The 17,070-nt window shown below is 63.8% G+C and carries 12 protein-coding genes; 5 read left to right on the forward strand and 7 right to left on the reverse strand.

Annotation, left to right across the window (positions count from 1 at the left end; genetic code table 11):
* Nucleotides 1-54: 54 nt before the first annotated feature.
* The 4 genes from C8267_RS02940 to C8267_RS02955 all read right to left on the reverse strand — a co-directional run bounded on the left by C8267_RS02940 (nucleotide 55) and on the right by C8267_RS02955 (nucleotide 7,422).
* Nucleotides 55-855: a hypothetical protein gene (locus C8267_RS02940; RefSeq protein WP_234025666.1), complete on the reverse strand. Its 801-nt coding sequence runs from the start codon at nucleotides 853-855 to the stop codon at nucleotides 55-57.
* 631 nt (nucleotides 856-1,486) lie between these two features.
* Nucleotides 1,487-3,418 carry a membrane protein insertase YidC gene (yidC, locus tag C8267_RS02945; protein ID WP_106633568.1) on the reverse strand — a complete coding sequence of 644 codons (1,932 nt, stop codon included), beginning with the start codon at nucleotides 3,416-3,418 and terminating at the stop codon, nucleotides 1,487-1,489.
* A 35-nt stretch (nucleotides 3,419-3,453) separates the two neighbouring features.
* On the reverse strand, nucleotides 3,454-5,076 hold the full coding sequence (locus C8267_RS02950; protein WP_106633569.1) for a CTP synthase: 1,623 nt from the start codon (nucleotides 5,074-5,076) through the stop codon (nucleotides 3,454-3,456).
* A gap of 318 nt (nucleotides 5,077-5,394) precedes the next feature.
* Entirely contained in the window at nucleotides 5,395-7,422 is a 2,028-nt protein-coding gene (locus C8267_RS02955; RefSeq protein ID WP_087361056.1) for a DUF349 domain-containing protein, read from the reverse strand.
* 214 nt (nucleotides 7,423-7,636) lie between these two features.
* Here C8267_RS02955 and C8267_RS02960 point away from each other — a divergent pair, with 214 nt between their 5' ends.
* The 4 genes from C8267_RS02960 to buk all read left to right on the forward strand — a co-directional run bounded on the left by C8267_RS02960 (nucleotide 7,637) and on the right by buk (nucleotide 12,304).
* Nucleotides 7,637-8,308 (forward strand): response regulator transcription factor, encoded by a 672-nt coding sequence (locus C8267_RS02960; protein WP_087361058.1) that lies wholly within the window; start codon nucleotides 7,637-7,639, stop codon nucleotides 8,306-8,308.
* A 597-nt stretch (nucleotides 8,309-8,905) separates the two neighbouring features.
* Nucleotides 8,906-10,108, forward strand: coding sequence for an acetate/propionate family kinase (locus C8267_RS02965; protein WP_106633570.1), 1,203 nt, complete (start codon nucleotides 8,906-8,908; stop codon nucleotides 10,106-10,108).
* Nucleotides 10,109-10,282: 174 nt separating this feature from the next.
* Entirely contained in the window at nucleotides 10,283-11,188 is a 906-nt protein-coding gene (locus C8267_RS02970; RefSeq protein ID WP_106633571.1) for a phosphate acyltransferase, read from the forward strand.
* 48 nt (nucleotides 11,189-11,236) lie between these two features.
* Nucleotides 11,237-12,304 carry a butyrate kinase gene (gene buk / locus C8267_RS02975; protein ID WP_087361064.1) on the forward strand — a complete coding sequence of 356 codons (1,068 nt, stop codon included), beginning with the start codon at nucleotides 11,237-11,239 and terminating at the stop codon, nucleotides 12,302-12,304.
* A gap of 92 nt (nucleotides 12,305-12,396) precedes the next feature.
* Here buk and C8267_RS02980 read toward each other — a convergent pair whose 3' ends face one another.
* The 3 genes from C8267_RS02980 to aroQ all read right to left on the reverse strand — a co-directional run bounded on the left by C8267_RS02980 (nucleotide 12,397) and on the right by aroQ (nucleotide 15,850).
* Complete coding sequence (locus C8267_RS02980; protein WP_106633572.1) at nucleotides 12,397-13,851, reverse strand: lipopolysaccharide biosynthesis protein; 1,455 nt, start codon at nucleotides 13,849-13,851, stop codon at nucleotides 12,397-12,399.
* A gap of 74 nt (nucleotides 13,852-13,925) precedes the next feature.
* On the reverse strand, nucleotides 13,926-15,401 hold the full coding sequence (gene pyk, locus C8267_RS02985; RefSeq protein WP_106633573.1) for a pyruvate kinase: 1,476 nt from the start codon (nucleotides 15,399-15,401) through the stop codon (nucleotides 13,926-13,928).
* Nucleotides 15,402-15,412: 11 nt separating this feature from the next.
* The gene (gene aroQ, locus C8267_RS02990) at nucleotides 15,413-15,850 is read right to left on the reverse strand and encodes a type II 3-dehydroquinate dehydratase (RefSeq protein WP_087361070.1); all 438 of its coding nucleotides are present in this window, start codon (nucleotides 15,848-15,850) and stop codon (nucleotides 15,413-15,415) included.
* A 185-nt stretch (nucleotides 15,851-16,035) separates the two neighbouring features.
* Between aroQ and thiL the strand changes: the two genes are divergently transcribed.
* A complete protein-coding gene (thiL, locus tag C8267_RS02995) occupies nucleotides 16,036-16,974 on the forward strand; it encodes a thiamine-phosphate kinase (protein ID WP_087361073.1) in 939 nt (312 codons plus the stop codon).
* The last annotated feature ends 96 nt before the right edge of the window (nucleotides 16,975-17,070 follow it).

A 17,070-nucleotide genomic window follows, 5' to 3' on the forward strand; every position in this document is an offset into this window, starting at 1 on the left:
CGTCGCCGTCTGTCGTTAGGAGCGGAGCCCAAACAGAGCCCGCCGATACGGGAGCTACCGCACCCGCTCGTAGATGTAGAGCTCGTGCACCTCTCGGTCGTAGCCGGGATAGAAGCCGCGGACCATCCCCAGCACGATGCGCGAACCGCGGTTCGAGAGCACCACCAGCTCGCCCGTCGCCGGGTCGACCGTGAGCCCCTCGATTTCGCCCGCGCGGCGGAAGTCGTTCATCTCGCGGAAGGGAAGCACCGTCGTGCAGCTTCCGGCGCCGCGCAGGTCGGCCACATAGAGGTTGTCTGCCTCGTCCAGGTCGGCATCACCGTCGTCGGCCGAGAGGAGCATCTGCCCGCCGAGCATGAAGATGCCCTGCTGCCACTGCGGCACGGGACGCAGATGCACCCGGCGCAGATAGGCGCCCGTCCGCAGGTCGTACTCGTAGAGGTAGCGGCCATCGACCCAGTCGGCCATCCAGACGCGGGCGCTGTCGCGGTCGACGGCAAGGCCGCACACCTCGACCTGTCCCGATGCGGGTTCCCAGGCCATCGAGCGCTTCCAGCGAAGCGTCCGGGCGTCGTAGACCGCTATCTGGATGTGCTCGCCCACCCCGTCGTTGAAGGTCTCGATGCCGGCGTAGATTTCACCCCGCCAGACGTCGATATCGCCGATGTGGTTGGCCGGGAGGGGCAGCCCCTCGAAGGGCTTTTCGTTGGAGGCCACCAGTTCGCCCTGCTTCGTGTATTTGTAGAGCGCCGTGCTGCCCGAAACGTAGTAGTAGTTCGAGTCGGCGGCAACGCCCTGCCGCCCCTCGACCGGAATCACCCTCCGGAGCCGGTAGCAGTCGCCCTCGCGTGGCACAGGCGGAACCGGCGGCAGAGGCTGCACGGGAGGAACCGGCGGAACGGGAGGAACGGGTTGACCTGCAAGCGCGGGCTGTGCAGCGGATGCAGGCGGAACCGGCTTTCCCGTCTCGGGTTGAGGCGGAAGCGGACGGTCTACGGCAGGCTCAACAGCTTCCGGCTGAGGCGGAAGCGGACGCTCCGCCACGGGCTGTGCCGCCACCGCGCCCGAAAGCAGCAGGGCGACAATGAGTATCTCTCTTTTCATGTTCATGGTTATGGTTTTGTTTCGTGGTTGTTGACCGGGCAGGTTGCCTTTCCGCCCTCTGAATCCGACGGGCGCAGCGTTTGCGCACCGAACGGCCCCAGGACCGCAACGGCAGACATTCCGCAACGACGGGCACCTCGCAACTGCAAGTTTTCTGCAACGGTGAGCCCCGCAACATCGGGCCGCCCCTTGCCGGGACGGGCCCTCCTCAACGTCGGGCATCCGGCCGCGGCGCTTTCGCCCTCATCGAAGGACGGGACGACCGCGCCAAAGACGGGACAAAGGCGCCGAAAACGGAACGACCGGGCGGAAGGCGCTCTGAAGTCCTCCCCACCCGGTCGTTCTGCTCCGTCGGAGCCCGGCACACCAGGCTCCGCATCCGTTACTTGCGCTTGGCGCGCTGCTGGGCCTCCTGCTGACGCAGAAGCTCCTCGTAGCGCTGCTGGAAGCGCGACTTCTTGCCGTTGGTATGCTTGGCGGCGTTGGCCTTCATGATGGCATGAATCTTCTCGTCGTCAATCATGCGGCGGATGAAGAAGGTCTGGCCGATGGTAATCAGGTTGGAGAGCAGGTAGTAGAAGCACAGACCGCTCGCGTAGCTGTTGAACCAGAGGAGCATCATCACCGGCATCAGGTAGACCATCATGAACTTCATGCCGGCCATCTGGGGCTGCGACGAAGCCGTCTGCTGGTAGTTGACGTAGGAGAAGATGAAGAGCGACACGGCCATCAGCAGCGCAAAGAGGCTGATATGGTCGCCGTAGAAGGGAATCGAGAAGGGCAGGTTGAGGATGCTGTCGTACGACGAGAGGTCGTCGGCCCAGAGGAACGACTCGCCACGCAGCTCAATCGATGCCGGGAAGAAGCGGAACATGGCGACCAGAATCGGGAGCTGAATCAGCATCGGGATGCAGCCTCCCATGGGGTTGATGCCCGCCTTGCGGTAGAGCTCCATCGTCGCCTGCTGGCGCTTCATGGCATCCTCCTTCTTGGGGTACTTCTTGGCCAGTTCGTCGACCTCGGGCTTGATGACGCGCATCTTGGCCGTCGAGACGTAGCTCTTGTAGGTGAGCGGCGAGATGACCAGCTTGATGAGCACCGCCAGAATCAGGATGATGATGCCGAAGTTGGGGATGTAGTTGCGCAGGAAGTCGAAGACCGGAATCACGCACCAGCGGTTCACCCAGCCGAAGATGCCCCAGCCCAGCGGAATGAGGCGCTCCATGTGAAGCGATTCGCCCTCGGCGTCGGCCACCTTCTTGAGAATGGCGTACTTGTTGGGGCCGAAATAGAAGGCGAAGTCATACCCCTCGGTCTGCGCCGTATAGGGCACGGCCGTCTGCAGCGAGAAGTCCTTGAGCAATTCGGAGCCCTCCTCGGCCGTGTCAAACGACATGTCGGCATACGACAGGTTCTCGGGGGCGATGAAGACCGACGAGAAGTACTGCTGCTTGAAGGCCACCCAGTTGACCGCCGTCGAGACCTTCTTGCTCTTATCCTTCTCGCTCATGCCCAGATCCTCGATGGAGGATTCGCCCGGGAAGCGGTACGAGAGGGTCGTATACATGTTCTCGTTCTTGAAGCCCTTCTCGTTCTGGTAGGAGGAGTTCGACCAGGTGATGCCGATGGAGGTCTGGTTGGCCATCTGCGGCGCCATGTTGACCAGCCGGACGTCGAAGTCGACCAGATAGTCGCGCTCGGGCGTCTGCACGTCGTAGATGCGGTAGTCGTACTGCAGCCATGCGTCCGCCGCCACGGGCAGCCGCATCGTGAGCAGCTGCGCACCGTCATCGGTCCGCACGACGGAGTCGGCCTCGAAGAGGTAGTCGGTCGTATTGACCGCCACGTTGTTCAGTCCGTTACGGACGTAGAACGACAGGTCGAAGTTGGCCGTCGAGGGGTCGAAGAGCTTGACCAGCTCGTTGCGCTCGCCGCGGGGGGCATAGCGGGTGTAGTCCTTGAGCGTCACATCGACAATCTGGCCGCCGCGCGTCGAGAAGCGCACCGTCATCACGTCGTTCTCGAGCGTGATGAAGCGCTCCTCGCCCTGGCGTGCCGCCGCGAGGTACTCGCCCAGGCCGGCCACCTGCCGCTCGTGCAGCGACAAGGTGTCGGCTGCCGAGGCGGCACCCTCCTCACCGGCCACGGCTGCGGCCGCCTGCTCGGGGCGCGTCACGGCCGCCAGCGAATCCTGATAGGCCTCGTATTCGGCCAGTTCCTTCTTGTATTGTTCCTGCTCCTTGCCGCTGAAGTAGGCGAATCCCAGAAAGAGGACCGCAATGACGGCAATTCCCAAAAGTGATTTCTTATCCATCGAAACGTTTGTCTCTCGTTACTCAAAAGTCGTCGTTACTTGCGCGAGTCGTCGAAGGCGAGCGCCGCCTTGACGAAGGCCACGAAGAGCGGCGAGGGGCTCAACACCGTACTCTTGTATTCGGGATGGTACTGCGTACCGACGAACCACGGATGGTTCGGAATCTCGACCACCTCGACCAGGTTGGTGTCGGGGTTGATGCCGACGGCCTTCATGCCCGCGGCCTCGAACTGCGCCAGATAGTCGTTGTTGAACTCGTAGCGGTGACGGTGGCGCTCCGAGATGTGGAGCTTGCCGTAGGCCTCGGCCACCTTCGAACCCTTCTTCAGCACGCAGGGGTAGGCGCCCAGACGCATCGTGCCGCCCTTGGCCGTCACGCCCTTCTGCTCCTCCATCAGGTCGATGACCGGATGGGGCGTGGCCTCCATCTCGCTCGAGTTGGCATCGGCGATGCCCAGCACGTTGCGTGCGAACTCGATGACGGCGCACTGCATGCCCAGGCAGATGCCCAGGAAGGGAACGCCGTTCTCGCGGGCGAAGCGCACGGCCTCAATCTTGCCCTCGATGCCGCGGTTGCCGAAGCCCGGAGCCACGAGGATGCCGGCCATACGGCCCAGCTTCTCGGCCACGTTCTCGCGGTTGAGCTTCTCGGAGTTGACGTAGGAGAGCTTCACGTGGCAGTCGTTGCTGGCACCGGCGTGGATGAACGACTCGCTGATGGACTTGTAGGCGTCGTGCAGCTCGGTATACTTGCCCACCAGCGCGATGTCGATGGTGCGCGACGGATGCTTGATTTTCTCGACGAAGGCGCTCCAGGCCGTCATGTCGGGCTCGCTGTCGGCCGGCAGGTTCAGCTTCTCGAGCACCACCTCGTCCAGATGCTGCTCGTGCATCTTGAGCGGCACCTCGTAGATGGTCGGCACGTCGATGGACTCCATGACGGCGTTGGCGTCGACGTTGCAGAAGAGCGCCACCTTGCGGCGCAGCGCCATCGAGAGGGGATGCTCCGTACGCAGCACGAGGATGTCGGGCTGGAGTCCGTTCTCGAGCAGCGCCTTGACGGAGTGCTGCGTCGGCTTGGTCTTCAGCTCGCCCGAAGCCGACATGTAGGGAATCAGCGTCAGGTGTACGAGTGCCGTGTCGCGGTAGCCGAGCATGTAGCGCAGCTGGCGCACCGACTCGATGAAGGGCAGCGACTCGATGTCGCCCACCGTACCGCCAATCTCGGTGATGATGATGTCGTAGGTCTTCTGCTGGCCGAGCAGCTGGATGCGACGCTTGATTTCGTCGGTGATGTGGGGAATCACCTGCACGGTCTTGCCCAGGTATTCGCCCTTGCGCTCCTTCTCGATGACGCTCTTGTAGATGCGGCCCGTCGTCACGTTGTTGGCCTTCGAGGTGGGCTGGTTGGTGAAGCGCTCGTAGTGGCCCAGGTCGAGGTCGGTCTCGGCGCCGTCCTCCGTCACGTAGCACTCGCCGTGCTCGTAGGGGTTGAGCGTTCCGGGGTCGACGTTGATGTAGGGGTCGAGCTTCTGAATCGTTACCGAATAGCCGCGGGCCTGAAGCAGGCGCGCAATGGAGGCCGAGATGATGCCCTTGCCCAGCGAAGAGGCGACACCACCGGTCACGAATATGTACTTGGGTTTTGCAAGTTTCATTACTGCTTATCTTTGGGGTTTTACATTCTTATTCACTATGTCCGGGGCGCCGGGCGCTCCGCTCATCCGCTCTTTCCGGAACGCTCCACGCTTTCACACGTTTCTGACGCTCCTCGCATTCCGGACTCTCCTCACATTCCGTCCTTCGGGACTCTCCTCCCGCTCTTCCGGGCGCTTCTCGCATTCCGCCCTTCCGGGCGCTCCACGCACGCCGCACATTCCGGGTCTTCCGGACCTTCAGCGCTCCCGGGCGCCCGGGGCGCATGCACGGAAATACCCGGCCCGGCGTCTCCGCCGCAGGCCGGGCATTCGTGACACCTACTCTTCGGTGCCTCCCTGCTGCTGTTCCCGGTCGATGAGGCGCACCTTCTCGATGGTGGCTGCCATCTCGGCCTTGGCCCGCTCGATTTTGGCCTTCACTTCGGCCACGAGCGCATCGGCGTTCTTCGACTTGGTGAAGAATCCGATGTTGTTCTCCAGCAGGGCGATATCCTGCTCCATCTGCCGCACCTTGTTATAAAGGCGCTCGCGCTCCGAACGCAGACGGCGGTCACCGGCCCCCTTGAGCGAGGAGACCTTCTCGCGGAAGCGGTTCATCGAGCGGTCACGCTCCGAGCCGCGCAGCGCGTCGAACAGCGCATCGACGGCCGCCTTGTAGCGCTTCTGGATGGCATCCTTCTGCTTGATGGGCACGAAGCCGATTTCGCCCCAGCGGCGCTGGAAATCCTTGATGACCTCGTAGCCGCCCGCCTTGACGTCGGCCGCAGCCATCTCGTCGAGCAGCGCCAGCTTGCGGCGGAGGTTCTCCTCATGCTCGCCGTCGACGCCGGCGAAGTGGGCCGCCTTGCGCTCGAAGAAGTGGTCGCATGCCGCGCGGAAACGCTTCCAGACGGCATCCGAGTGGCGGCGCGACACGGCGCCGATTTGCTTCCAGCGGGCCTGCAGGGCAATCAGCTCGTCGGTGGTCTTCTTCCACTCCTCGCTGTTCTGCAGCGCCTCGGCCTGGGCGCATATCTCGTTCTTGAGCTGGAGGTTGTGCTCCATCTCGGACTTCACGCCGGCGAAGAACTGACGCTTGCTCTCGAAGAAGCGGTCGCACGCCGCGCGGAAGCGCTCGTAGATTCGGTTGTTGTCCTTCTTGGGTGCGAAGCCGATGGTCTTCCACGTCTTCTGAATCTCCAGCAGACGGTCGTTGGCACGGTTCCACTCCTTGAGGGTGGTCAGCGGCTGGGCCACCAACTCCTCGGCCGCCACGCAGAGCCCCTCCTTCAGTTCGAGGTTGTGCACCTGCTCGGCCTTCAGCGCCTCGAAGTGCTCCTGGTGCTGCTTGTTGATGCGGCTCGAGGCCTCCTTGAAGCGCTCCCAGAGCGCCTCCTTGTATTCATTGGCCACGGGACCCGTCTCGCGCCACTCGTCGTGGAGCTTCTGCAGCTTGTGGAACGCCTCGACGATGGAAGGCTCGAGCACCAGCGCCTCGGCCTGCTCGCAGAGCGCCACCTTCTGCTCGTAGTTCTTCTTCAAGTCGAGGTCGCGCAGCTCCTTGTTGATTTTGATGAAGTTGTAGAAGTTCTCGACGTGGAGGTTATAGGTCTCCCACAGGTCCTTGACCTGCTGCTGGGGTACCGGACCGGTCTCCTTCCAGCGCTGCTGCAGTTCGCGGAAGCGGGTGAAGGTATGGTTGAGCGTCTCGTCGGAGTTGACCAGCGCCTTGAGCTCCTCGATGATGCCGAGCTTGACCTTGAGGTTCTCCTCCTTCTCCTGCTCGAGGTTGGCCAGGAAGGCGTCGCGGCGCGTACGGTATTCGCGGATGAGGTCCTTCAGGCGCGCCTCGGAGCCGTCCACCGCCGGGGTGAACTCCTCCTCCTTGCCGCCGGCCTCGACAAAGGCCCGGCGTGCCGCCTCGACCTCGGCGCGGCGAAGTTTATAGAAAGCTACCTTCAATGCCTCGACATCGCGGCGGAGCGTCTGCACGGGCTGCTCCTCGAGCATCCGGGCGAAGAGTTCCAGCAGCTCCTGCTTGCTCTTGCCCACGAAGCGGTCCGAGGCAGCGGCCTGTAGCGCCTCGGCATCGGCTTCGCCCTCCTCCTCGGCTGCAGGCTCCTCGCCCAGCGACAGGTCTGCCTGCTCGGCCGCAAGAGCGGCCTCCTCGTCCGTAAAATCCACCCCTTCGCCCTGAGCGGCGCGGGCGGGCGCCTCCGCAACGGCGGCAGGCGCAGGCTCCGCAGACGCCGGAGCGGCGGCTGCGACGGTTTGGGCGGTCTCTACGGGAGCATCATGCTGCACATCTTCAGCAACCTTGCTGACTTGCTCCTCGGGAGCAGGAAGATTCGGATTCTCAGTAGCCATTTCAATCAAGCGTTTTAAGGTTCCGCAAAGGAAATAATATGAATCACGCAAAGATAACCATTTTTCCCGTGCCGCCGAAGGTTTTCCCCGGAAATTTTCGTACCTTCGCAGAAGATTGGCCCCGCCGGCCCGCCCGACCGACCCCCGCGCAACGCTGCGGGAGGTGCTCCCGGAAGGTGCGGACAGCCACCTGCCCCAACCAAACTCCTCGACCATGAAATACCGCATCCTGATAGCCGACGACGAAGTGGACATCCTCGAATTCATCCGCTACAACCTCCAGCGCGAAGGGTACGAGGTCTATACGGCCGAAAACGGCGCCGAGGCGCTGCGTCTGGCCCGGGAGCACCACCCCCATCTGATTCTGCTCGACCGGATGATGCCCGTCATGGACGGGGCGCAGACCTGCCGCGCCATCCGCCAGGAGCCCGAGCTGAAGCAGACGATGGTGGTCTTCCTCTCGGCGCTGGGCGAGGAGGAGGAGCAGCTGAAGGGGTTCGATGCCGGAGCCGACGACTACCTGACCAAGCCCATTCCCATGAAGCTGCTCGTCAGCCGCGTGCAGGCGCTGCTCAAGCGGGTCGACCCCGACACCGATACCGCACCGGCGGCCGAACAGGGCGTCACGGTCGACCGCGACCGCTACTCGGTGCGCTGCAACGGGCACGAAATCACCCTGCCGCGCAAGGAGTTCGCGCTGCTCGACCTGCTCAGCTCGTCACCCGGGAAGCTCTTCTCGCGCGAGGAAATCTACAGCAGCATCTGGGGCAGCGAGGTGGTCGTGGGAGACCGCACCATCGACGTGCACATCCGCAAGCTGCGCCAGAAAATCGGTGACGACCACATCGTCACGGTCAAGGGCGTCGGCTACAAGTTCGAGCCCTGAGTCCGAGCCCCACCCCCAAGTCCGAGCCCAGCCTCCACATCCTCCTCCTGAATCCACCCCCGGGTCCGGCCCCTGAATTCACCGGGTCCGACTGCAGCATACCGGCATCGGGCGCGGCCGCTCCGGCATCCAGCTGCGACCTCCGGCCGCAACCGTTTTACACTTCCACTGTCGGCAGCCGTTCCGGCTCCCGCCCGGCCACACCCCAACCCGACCGCATGCACACTCCAACCTTCCGCGTCCTGTCCGGATGCGGCCGCACCTTCACGCCCCGCCCCAACCGCCGTGCAGGACAAACCGGTCAGAGCAGAAGAGAAAAAAATCTAAAAAACGGCCTTTCAGATAACAATCCGCAAGCATTTTTTCCTTAAATTTGCATAAATTAAAAAGAATCTCTACTTTTATTGATGATTCGTGAAACCGAGCCGGCCGGAGGGGAGACCCCGCCTGCCGCCGGCTCCGGAGAAGCCTCAACACAGCCGTCCCGACAGGGAGCTGCGGCGGCAAGGTCCGACACCCCGGCAGGCGCCGGCTCCTGCGACCTCATCCGGACAGACGAATCACCGGAAGAGCAAATTCTAAAAAACAGACAACAATATGGTAATCTTGGTATTGAACTGCGGTTCCTCGTCGATTAAGTATCAGGTCATCGACATGGAGCCCGCGTCGAGCAAGCTGCTCGCGAAAGGCCTTGTCGAGCGTATCGGCCTGGCCGAAGGCGACCTGACCCACAAGCCCGTCGGCAAGGAGAAGTTCGAGCTGCACCAGCCGATTCCCGACCACACGACCGGCATCCGTCTGGTGCTCGACGCACTGACGGACCCCGCACACGGCGTCATCGCCTCGCTTGACGAGGTGAAGGCCGTCGGCCACCGCGTGGCCCACGGAGGCGAGTTCTTCCCGGCCAGCTGCCTGGTCGACGAGGAGGTCAAGGAGAAAATCCGCCGCCTGTTCGACATCGCCCCGCTGCACAACCCCGCCAACCTCGAAGGTATCCTCTCGATTGAGAAGGTGCTCCCCGGCACGCCCCAGGTAGCCGTCTTCGACACCTCGTTCCACCAGACGATTCCGGCGGTGAACTACCTCTACGCACTGCCCCACGCCTACTACGACAAGTACCGCGTCCGCAAGTACGGCTTCCACGGAACGAGCCACAAGTATGTGGCCAAGGTGGGTGCCAAGCTGGCCGGGCTGGACTTCGAGCACTCGAAAATCATCACCTGCCACATCGGCAACGGGGCCTCGGTGACGGCCATCCTCAACGGCAAGTCGTTCGACACGTCGATGGGCTTCTCGCCGGTCGACGGTCTGGTGATGGGTACGCGCTGCGGCAACGTCGACCCGTCAGCCATCACCTTCATCGGACAGAAGGAGGGAATGAGCTACGCACAGCTCGACGAGATGATGAACAAGAAGTCGGGCGTGCTGGGTCTGACCGACCTCTCGAGCGACATGCGCGACATCGACGCCGCCTACGACCGCGGTGACGAGCGCGCCATCATCGCCCGCGACATGCACTACCGCCGCATCAAGAAGTTCGTCGGCGAGTATGCCGCCGAGATGGGGGGCGTCGACCTGATTGTCTTCACGGGCGGCGTGGGCGAGAACTCCTCCGAGATGCGCGAAGCCGTAGCCACGGGGCTCGAGTTCATGGGCGTGAAGTTCGACTGCGAGGCCAACCGCGGCGCACGCGGCGTGGACAAGCTGCTCTCGACGCCCGACTCGCGCGTGAAGGTGGCGATGATTGCCACCAACGAGGAGCTGGTCATCGCAACGGACACCTACGAGCTGGTGCGCTGACCCGGTCCGGACGACGAAGCGAGGCTTCCGGACTCCGGCGGCAAGCGGCGACACGGGCCGGCTACGCAGGGTGAAGCTCCGCAGGATGAGACTTCGCGAAGTGAAGCACCGCAGGGTTCCGGAGGCTCCGTTCCAAACGACACAACCACACAAAAAACACATTCATAGAACGTTATGATTAAGCATCTTACCGAAATCGTCGAAGAGGCGAGAAAGAAGGGCAGAAAGCGCCTTGCCGTGGCCTACGGACAGGATTCGCACACGCTCGAGGCGGTCTACAACGCCTACAAGGAGGGTCTCGTGGAGCCCACGCTCTACGGTGACAAGGAGGTCATCGAGCAGGTATGCCGCGACAATGACATCGACATCAAGGTCTTCAACATCGTCAACGAGCCCAACGACGTGAAGTGCGTGCAGCAGGCCGTTTCCGCAGTGGTTGTAGGCAATGCCGACGTGCTGATGAAGGGTCTGGTCTCGACCGACAAGTACATGCGAGGCATTCTGAACAAGGACGCCGGTCTCTTCCCGCCCAAGGGCGTGCTGAGCCACGTCTCGATTGTCGAGATGAAGAGCTACCACAAGCTGCTCGTCATCTCCGACGTGGCGGTCATTCCGCTGCCCGACTTCAAGCAGAAGATGAAGCAAATCGGATACCTCTCGGCTACGGCCAACCTGCTGGGCATCACCACGCCGAAGATTGCCTGCATCGCCCCCTCGGAGCAGGTGCTGCCCAACGTCATCTCGTCGACCGAAGGCGCGCTGCTGGCCAAGATGGGTGACCGCGGCCAGCTGGGCAACGTCATCATCGACGGCCCGCTGTCGCTCGACGTGGCGCTCTACAAGGAGGTTGCCGAGCACAAGAAGGTGAAGGGCTCGTCGGTAGCCGGCGACCCGGACTGCCTGCTCTTCCCCAACCTGGAGTCGGCAAACGTCTTCTTCAAGTGCGCATCGCACCTCTGCGGCGGTGAGCTGGCTGCCATGGTGATGGGTACGAAGGTTCCCTGCGTGCTCACCTCGCGCGGCGACACGAGCCTCACCAAGCTCTATTCGATTGCACTGGCCTGCCTGGCTGCGAAATAATCGGGAACCCACCGACGAACCGAAACCAACCAACCTGAAACTGCTTTTATGGGTTCCAAGATTTTAGCCATCAACCCGGGCTCCACCTCGACCAAGGTCGCCCTCTACGACGACGAGCATCCGCTGCTGGAGCTGACGCTCCGCCACTCGGCCGAGGAGATTGCCCGCTTCGACGACATCATTTCGCAACTCGACTGGCGCCGTGAAATCATCCTCTCGGCGCTGCGCGAACAGCACTTTGACATCCGCGAACTGGCGGTGGTCATCGGCCGCGGCGGGCTCGTGAAGCCCATTCCGGCCGGAGTCTACGAGGTCAACGACGCCATGCGTCACGACCTGCGCCACGCCTCGCGCGAGCACGCCTCGAATCTGGGCGGACTGCTGGCGGCCGACATCGCGGCCATGGCCGGCGTGAAGGCCTACATCGCCGACCCGGTGGTGGTCGACGAGATGGACGACGTAGCCCGCATGAGCGGACTGCCCGACTGCCCGCGCCGCTCGATTCTCCATGCGCTCAACCAGAAGGCGACCGTGCGGCTCCACTGCGAACGCGTGGGGCTGGTCTACGAGGAGCACAACTTCATCGTGGCGCATCTGGGCGGCGGCATCTCGGTGACGGCCCACAAGCGGGGCCGCATGGTCGACACGAACAACGCCCTCGACGGCGACGGACCGATTGCTCCCGAGCGTGCCGGTTCGCTGCCCACCTCGGGGCTGGCCGACCTCTGCTTCTCGGGGCGCTACACGCGCCACGACGTGGAGCGGCTGCTGGCCGGCAAGGGGGGCATGGTGGCCCACCTGGGCACCAACTCGGTCATGTCGGTCATGGAGCGCATGCGCGCCGGCGACGAGGAGGCCAAGCGCTTCATCGAGGCGATGTGCTACACGATTTCGAAGGAAATCGGCGCCATGGCCGCCGTGCTCGAGGGCAAGGTCGACGGCATCGTCCTCACGGGCGGCATCGCCTACAACGCCCCCGTGACGGATGCCATCCGTCAACGCTGCTCCTTCATCGCTCCCGTTACGGTCTACCCGGGCGAGAACGAGCTGGAGGCGCTCATGAGCAACGCGTTGGCCGTACTGCGCGGCATCTGCACGCCGAGGCTCTACACCTGAGGGCTGCGGGCGGCGAAATGACCCGCCGAACAACAAAACGAGGAGCGGGTGTCCCGGTCGGGACACCCGCTCCTCGTTTTGTTGCGCAGAGCTTACCGCCGACGCTGCAGCTGCCGGCGCACCAGGCCGACCACCTCGCCGAAGGCCTCGAGCCGGAAGAGGGCCGACAGCCCGACATAGATCGCCACGCCGACCACCACCTCGAGCACCAGCCGCAGCAGGTCGTTGGCGGGGCCGTAGAGCTCCGTCAGTCGCACGAGCAGGAACATGAGCGCCGTCACCGCCGCCACGGGAAGCAGCGTGCGGAGGAAGCGTCCGAAGGTGAAGAGCGTAAGGCGCAGCGAGGCGGCCACGTTGATGAGCATCTCGAGCAGCCCGTAGAGGGCCAGTCCCCAGACGACGGCCATCACGCTGCGGGGAATCGTCACGATGAAAATCACCGTCAGAACGGCCTTCTTGGCCACCTCGAGCCGGAAGATGGTCCTTCCGTCGGCCTTCACCTTCAGCACGTTGTAGGCCACCATCGCCACCGGCCAGAAGAGGCCCGCAAGACACAGCACCTCGAAGTAGGGCACCGCCGGCAGCCACTGCCGGCCGACCAGCACGGCGAACATGTCCTGTGCAATGGCCGCCATGCCCGCCATGACGGGAAAGAGCGCATAGGCAACCACCATCACAATCTGGCGGTAGCTCTCGGCGAACTTTGCCGCATCGTGCTTGATTTTGGCCAGCGCCGGGAAGATGACCCCCTGCACGGCCTGCATGGTCGAGGTGATGGGCAGGTCCTTGAGCTTCTGCGCCTGGTCGTAGCTGCCCAGCGTCGCCGGGGTGTAGAGCTTGCCGATGAAGAGCTGCGGAATCTTGGTGTAGAGCGCAGCGAAGAGGTCGGAGGCCATCAGGCTGAAGCTGTAGGGGGCCATGCGGCGCAGCGAACCGACGCTCCAGCTACCCGACGGGCGCCACGAGCTGAGCCACCAGAGCAGCAGCGCCCGCACGGCCATCTGCAGCACCCGCTGCGCCACGATGCTCCAGACACCGAAGCCGGCCAGCGCCAGCGCCACGGCCGCCACGCCGCTCACCAGCGAGGCGGCGAAGGTGACCTTCGAGAGCAGGGCGAAGCGGAACTGCCGCGTGAAGAGCGTCTGCTGGATGACGCACAGGGCATTGACCGGCAGCAGCAGGAAGAAGACCGGAGCAAGGGCCGTCAGCTCGGGCATGGCGTAGTAGCGCGCCAGAAGCGGCGAAAGGGCCACCAGCAGCAGGTAGAGCGCCACCGACACCGTCACGTTGAAGAGGAAGACCGACTTGTAGTCCTCCTGCAGCGGCGAGGTGCGGCGCACGAGCGTCTGCGAGAAGCCGCTGTCGACGACCACCAGCGCAAAGGTCGAGAAGACGGTCAAAATAGCAATCAGACCGAAGTCCTCGCGCGTGAGCAAGCGCAGCACGACGATGCTCACCCCCATCTGGAGGAGCATCGTACCGACCTTCTCGCCGATACTCCACGCCACGCCGCGCGCAACCTTGACCTTCAGCTCACCGCTGCCCATCGTCGTACCCCCTTTCAGCTACTGGTTTCTTCGCTTGTCCGTTCGCTCCATACGCCCTCCGACCGGTCCGCAGGTCAGCGCACCATGCCGGCGGCAATCTCCTCGTTACGGTGACGGATGTTGCGCACGTTGGCCAGCTCGACATACGACGCGCCGCCGTCGGGACCGAAGCTGCCGCCGACGATGGCCAGCAGGTCCTCCTCGTCGAGCTTCGTATACTGGTCGATGAACTCCATGGCGTCGATGAGGAAGTGGTACTTGTCGTTGACCTGCTGGTTGCGCAGGATGGCCACCACGCCGTACGAGAGGCCCAGGATGCGCTGTGCGTGGCGCTGGTAGCAGACCGCCACAACGGGCTTGCGGCCGCGGAAGGCGGCCACGTAGCGGCCCGTACGCCCTGTCTTGGTGTCGAGCACCACATAGCGCACCGGCAGGTTGGTGCTGGCGCGGACCACCGTACGGGCCAGCTGGGCAGTGATTTCGTGGTTGACCGAGACCATGTTCATGTCAATCATCGGGGCGAAGTGCGTCTCGTCGCGCTCAATCTCGCGCGCCACGCGCGACATCGTCTCGACGGCCTGCACGGGATAGTCGCCCATGGCCGTCTCGTCACTCAGCATCACGGCGTCGACACGCTCGTAGATGGCGCTTGCCACGTCGCTCACCTCGGCCCGCGTCGGGCGGGGGTTCTTCACCATCGAGTAGAGCATCTGCGTGGCGATAATCACCGGACGCTTGGCGGCGATGCACTTCTCGACGATGCGGCGCTGCGTATTGGGAATCGCCTCGGCCGGCAGCTCGACACCCAGGTCGCCGCGGGCCACCATGATGCCGTACGACGCCTCGATAATCTCGTCGATGTTGTTCAGACCCTCCTGGTTCTCGATTTTCGAGATAATCTTAATCGGGCTCCGGTGCGCGTCGAGAATCTCCTGCACGGCGGCCACGTCGCGGGCGCTGCGCACGAACGAGTGGGCGATGAAGTCAACGTCGTTGCGCACGGCCCACTCGATGAAGCGGCGGTCCTTCTCCGTAACCGACGGAAGGTCAATCGAGACGCCCGGCACGTTGACGCTCTTGCGCGAGCGCATGCAGCCACCCACCGTAAATTCGCAGCGGAGCTCATCGTCGCTCTTCTCCAGGACGCGAATCTCCATCTCGCCGTCGGCGATGAGCATGCGCGCCCCGACGGGGATGTCGCGGACGATGGTCGGGACGTTCATGTAGACCACCTTGCGCGTAGTGAGGTCGTCGCCCATCGAGCCGCGGACGCTCACGATGTCACCCACCTGGAAGTGGATGCCGTTGCCGTACTCGTCGGCGATGGTCGTCACCCGAATCTCGGGGCCCTTGGTATCTATCATAATCGGAATGGAGGGGTTGACGCGGTGCACCGTCTCCACGATGCGCGTGGCGCTCTCCTCGCTCACGTGGGCCGAGTTGATGCGCACGACATCCATACCTGCATCGTAGAGCTCCTGGACAAACTGTTCGGTGCAACGGAAATCCGACATCGTCGCAACCACCTTGGTTCTTTTCTTTCTGTACATGTATTGTCTCGTTAAATCTGTTGTTCGTTCCGTTTGAGCCTCAGCGCCTCGACACCCAGCAGGTAGGAGTCCATGCCGAATCCCATGATGGAGCCCGCAACGACGGGAGCCAGCAACGAGGTGTGGCGGAACTCCTCGCGGGCGAGAATCGACGAGATGTGCACCTCGACGACCGGCACCGCAACCGCATCGACCGCATCGCGCAGCGCCACAGAGGTGTGGGTATAGCCGCCGGCGTTGAGCACCACCCCGTCGCACGTCTGCTCGGCGCGCTGGAGCGCATCGATGAGTTCCCCCTCGACGTTGGACTGGAAGTGGATGAATTCGACGTCGGGATAGCGTTCCGCAAGGCGTCGCATGAGGTCGTCGAGCGTCTCCGCGCCATAGACCGCGCGGTCGCGCCGCCCCTGCAGGTTGAGGTTGGGACCGTTGAGAATCAGAATCTTCATCGTTGGACTGAGGCTGCGGTCCCGCTCCGCGGCGGGACCATTCTCCGGGCAAAGATACAACATTATTCGATTATTTTCGATACCTTTGCGTGACGTTTCGGTTCCGACGCTGCAGCTGCACGGCGGGGCATCTCCCTCGCGCAAGCAGCCGCGCGCCGCACAGAGACAAAAGCAAACAGACCACCATGACCGAATTCGGATTCATCGACCACATACGCACGCTCTTCGCCGCGCTGCCCGACAACGGCTTCGAGGGCATCGGCGACGACTGCGCCGTACTGCCGCTCCAGGGCGGCGAATCGCTGCTCTTCACGGCCGACCTGCTGACCGAGGGGGTGCACTTCCTGCGCCACGCAACCACGGCCCGCGAGCTGGGCTGCAAATCGCTTGCCGTCAATCTGAGCGACGTTGCCGCCATGGGGGGCCGCCCCGTAGCGACGCTCCTCTCCATCGCGCTGCCGGCCGATGCTGCCGGGGCGTGGGCTGAGGAGTTCATGGAGGGCTACCGTGCGCTCTCCGAAGAGTACGGAGTCGCCCTCATCGGAGGTGACACGACCGCCTCGAAGGGGGGCGTCACCATCAACGTGACGGCCATCGGCCGGGCCGCCGACGGCTGCATCAAGCGGCGCAGCGGCGCCCGCCCGGGCGACGTGCTGCTCACGGCCGGGCTGCTGGGCGAATCGGGCGCCGGGCTGCAGGACCTGCTCCAGGGGCGCTGCGACACGCCCTGCGCCGCCATCCACCGCATGCCCCGTCCCCAGGTAGACGAGGGGCTCTGGCTCGGCACGAGGAGCGAGGTGACGGCCATGATGGACCTCTCGGACGGTCTGGCCTCGGACGTGCGCCACATCATGGAGTGCTCGGGCGTCGGCGCCGACATCGACCTGGAGCGCATCCCGACCGCCCCGGGCATCGACCTGCGGACGGCGGCCTGCGCCGGCGAGGACTACAAGCTGCTGCTCTGCGCCGAGGCGTCGGGGGTCGATTCGCTCATGGAGGCCTTCGAGGCCCGCTTCGGGGCGCCGCTCTACCCGCTGGGCCGCATCACCGGAACGCACGAGCTGCGCTGGTGCGAGCACGGCACGCCCAGTCCGCTCGACTGGCAGGGGTTCCACCACTACTGACACGCTCCGCAACCGGCTCCGCCGCACACCGCCGCCCCGTCGCACGGTTATCCACAACAGCACGATACTCCACCAGATGAAGCTGCGCGGCACATC

Source organism: Alistipes sp. Marseille-P5061, from assembly GCF_900290115.1.
In the GTDB taxonomy this organism is placed as follows: domain Bacteria; phylum Bacteroidota; class Bacteroidia; order Bacteroidales; family Rikenellaceae; genus Alistipes; species Alistipes excrementigallinarum.

What these genes read in the sequence shown, in the direction of transcription:
- yidC (WP_106633568.1), bottom strand. Translation starts at nt 3,418, where the DNA reads ATGGATAAGAAATCACTTTTGGGAATTGCCGTCATTGCGGTCCTCTTT.
- C8267_RS02950 (WP_106633569.1), bottom strand. Translation starts at nt 5,076, where the DNA reads ATGAAACTTGCAAAACCCAAGTACATATTCGTGACCGGTGGTGTCGCC.
- C8267_RS02955 (WP_087361056.1), bottom strand. Translation starts at nt 7,422, where the DNA reads ATGGCTACTGAGAATCCGAATCTTCCTGCTCCCGAGGAGCAAGTCAGC.
- C8267_RS02960 (WP_087361058.1), top strand. Translation starts at nt 7,637, where the DNA reads ATGAAATACCGCATCCTGATAGCCGACGACGAAGTGGACATCCTCGAA.
- C8267_RS02965 (WP_106633570.1), top strand. Translation starts at nt 8,906, where the DNA reads ATGGTAATCTTGGTATTGAACTGCGGTTCCTCGTCGATTAAGTATCAG.
- C8267_RS02970 (WP_106633571.1), top strand. Translation starts at nt 10,283, where the DNA reads ATGATTAAGCATCTTACCGAAATCGTCGAAGAGGCGAGAAAGAAGGGC.
- buk (WP_087361064.1), top strand. Translation starts at nt 11,237, where the DNA reads ATGGGTTCCAAGATTTTAGCCATCAACCCGGGCTCCACCTCGACCAAG.
- C8267_RS02980 (WP_106633572.1), bottom strand. Translation starts at nt 13,851, where the DNA reads ATGGGCAGCGGTGAGCTGAAGGTCAAGGTTGCGCGCGGCGTGGCGTGG.
- pyk (WP_106633573.1), bottom strand. Translation starts at nt 15,401, where the DNA reads ATGTACAGAAAGAAAAGAACCAAGGTGGTTGCGACGATGTCGGATTTC.
- aroQ (WP_087361070.1), bottom strand. Translation starts at nt 15,850, where the DNA reads ATGAAGATTCTGATTCTCAACGGTCCCAACCTCAACCTGCAGGGGCGG.
- thiL (WP_087361073.1), top strand. Translation starts at nt 16,036, where the DNA reads ATGACCGAATTCGGATTCATCGACCACATACGCACGCTCTTCGCCGCG.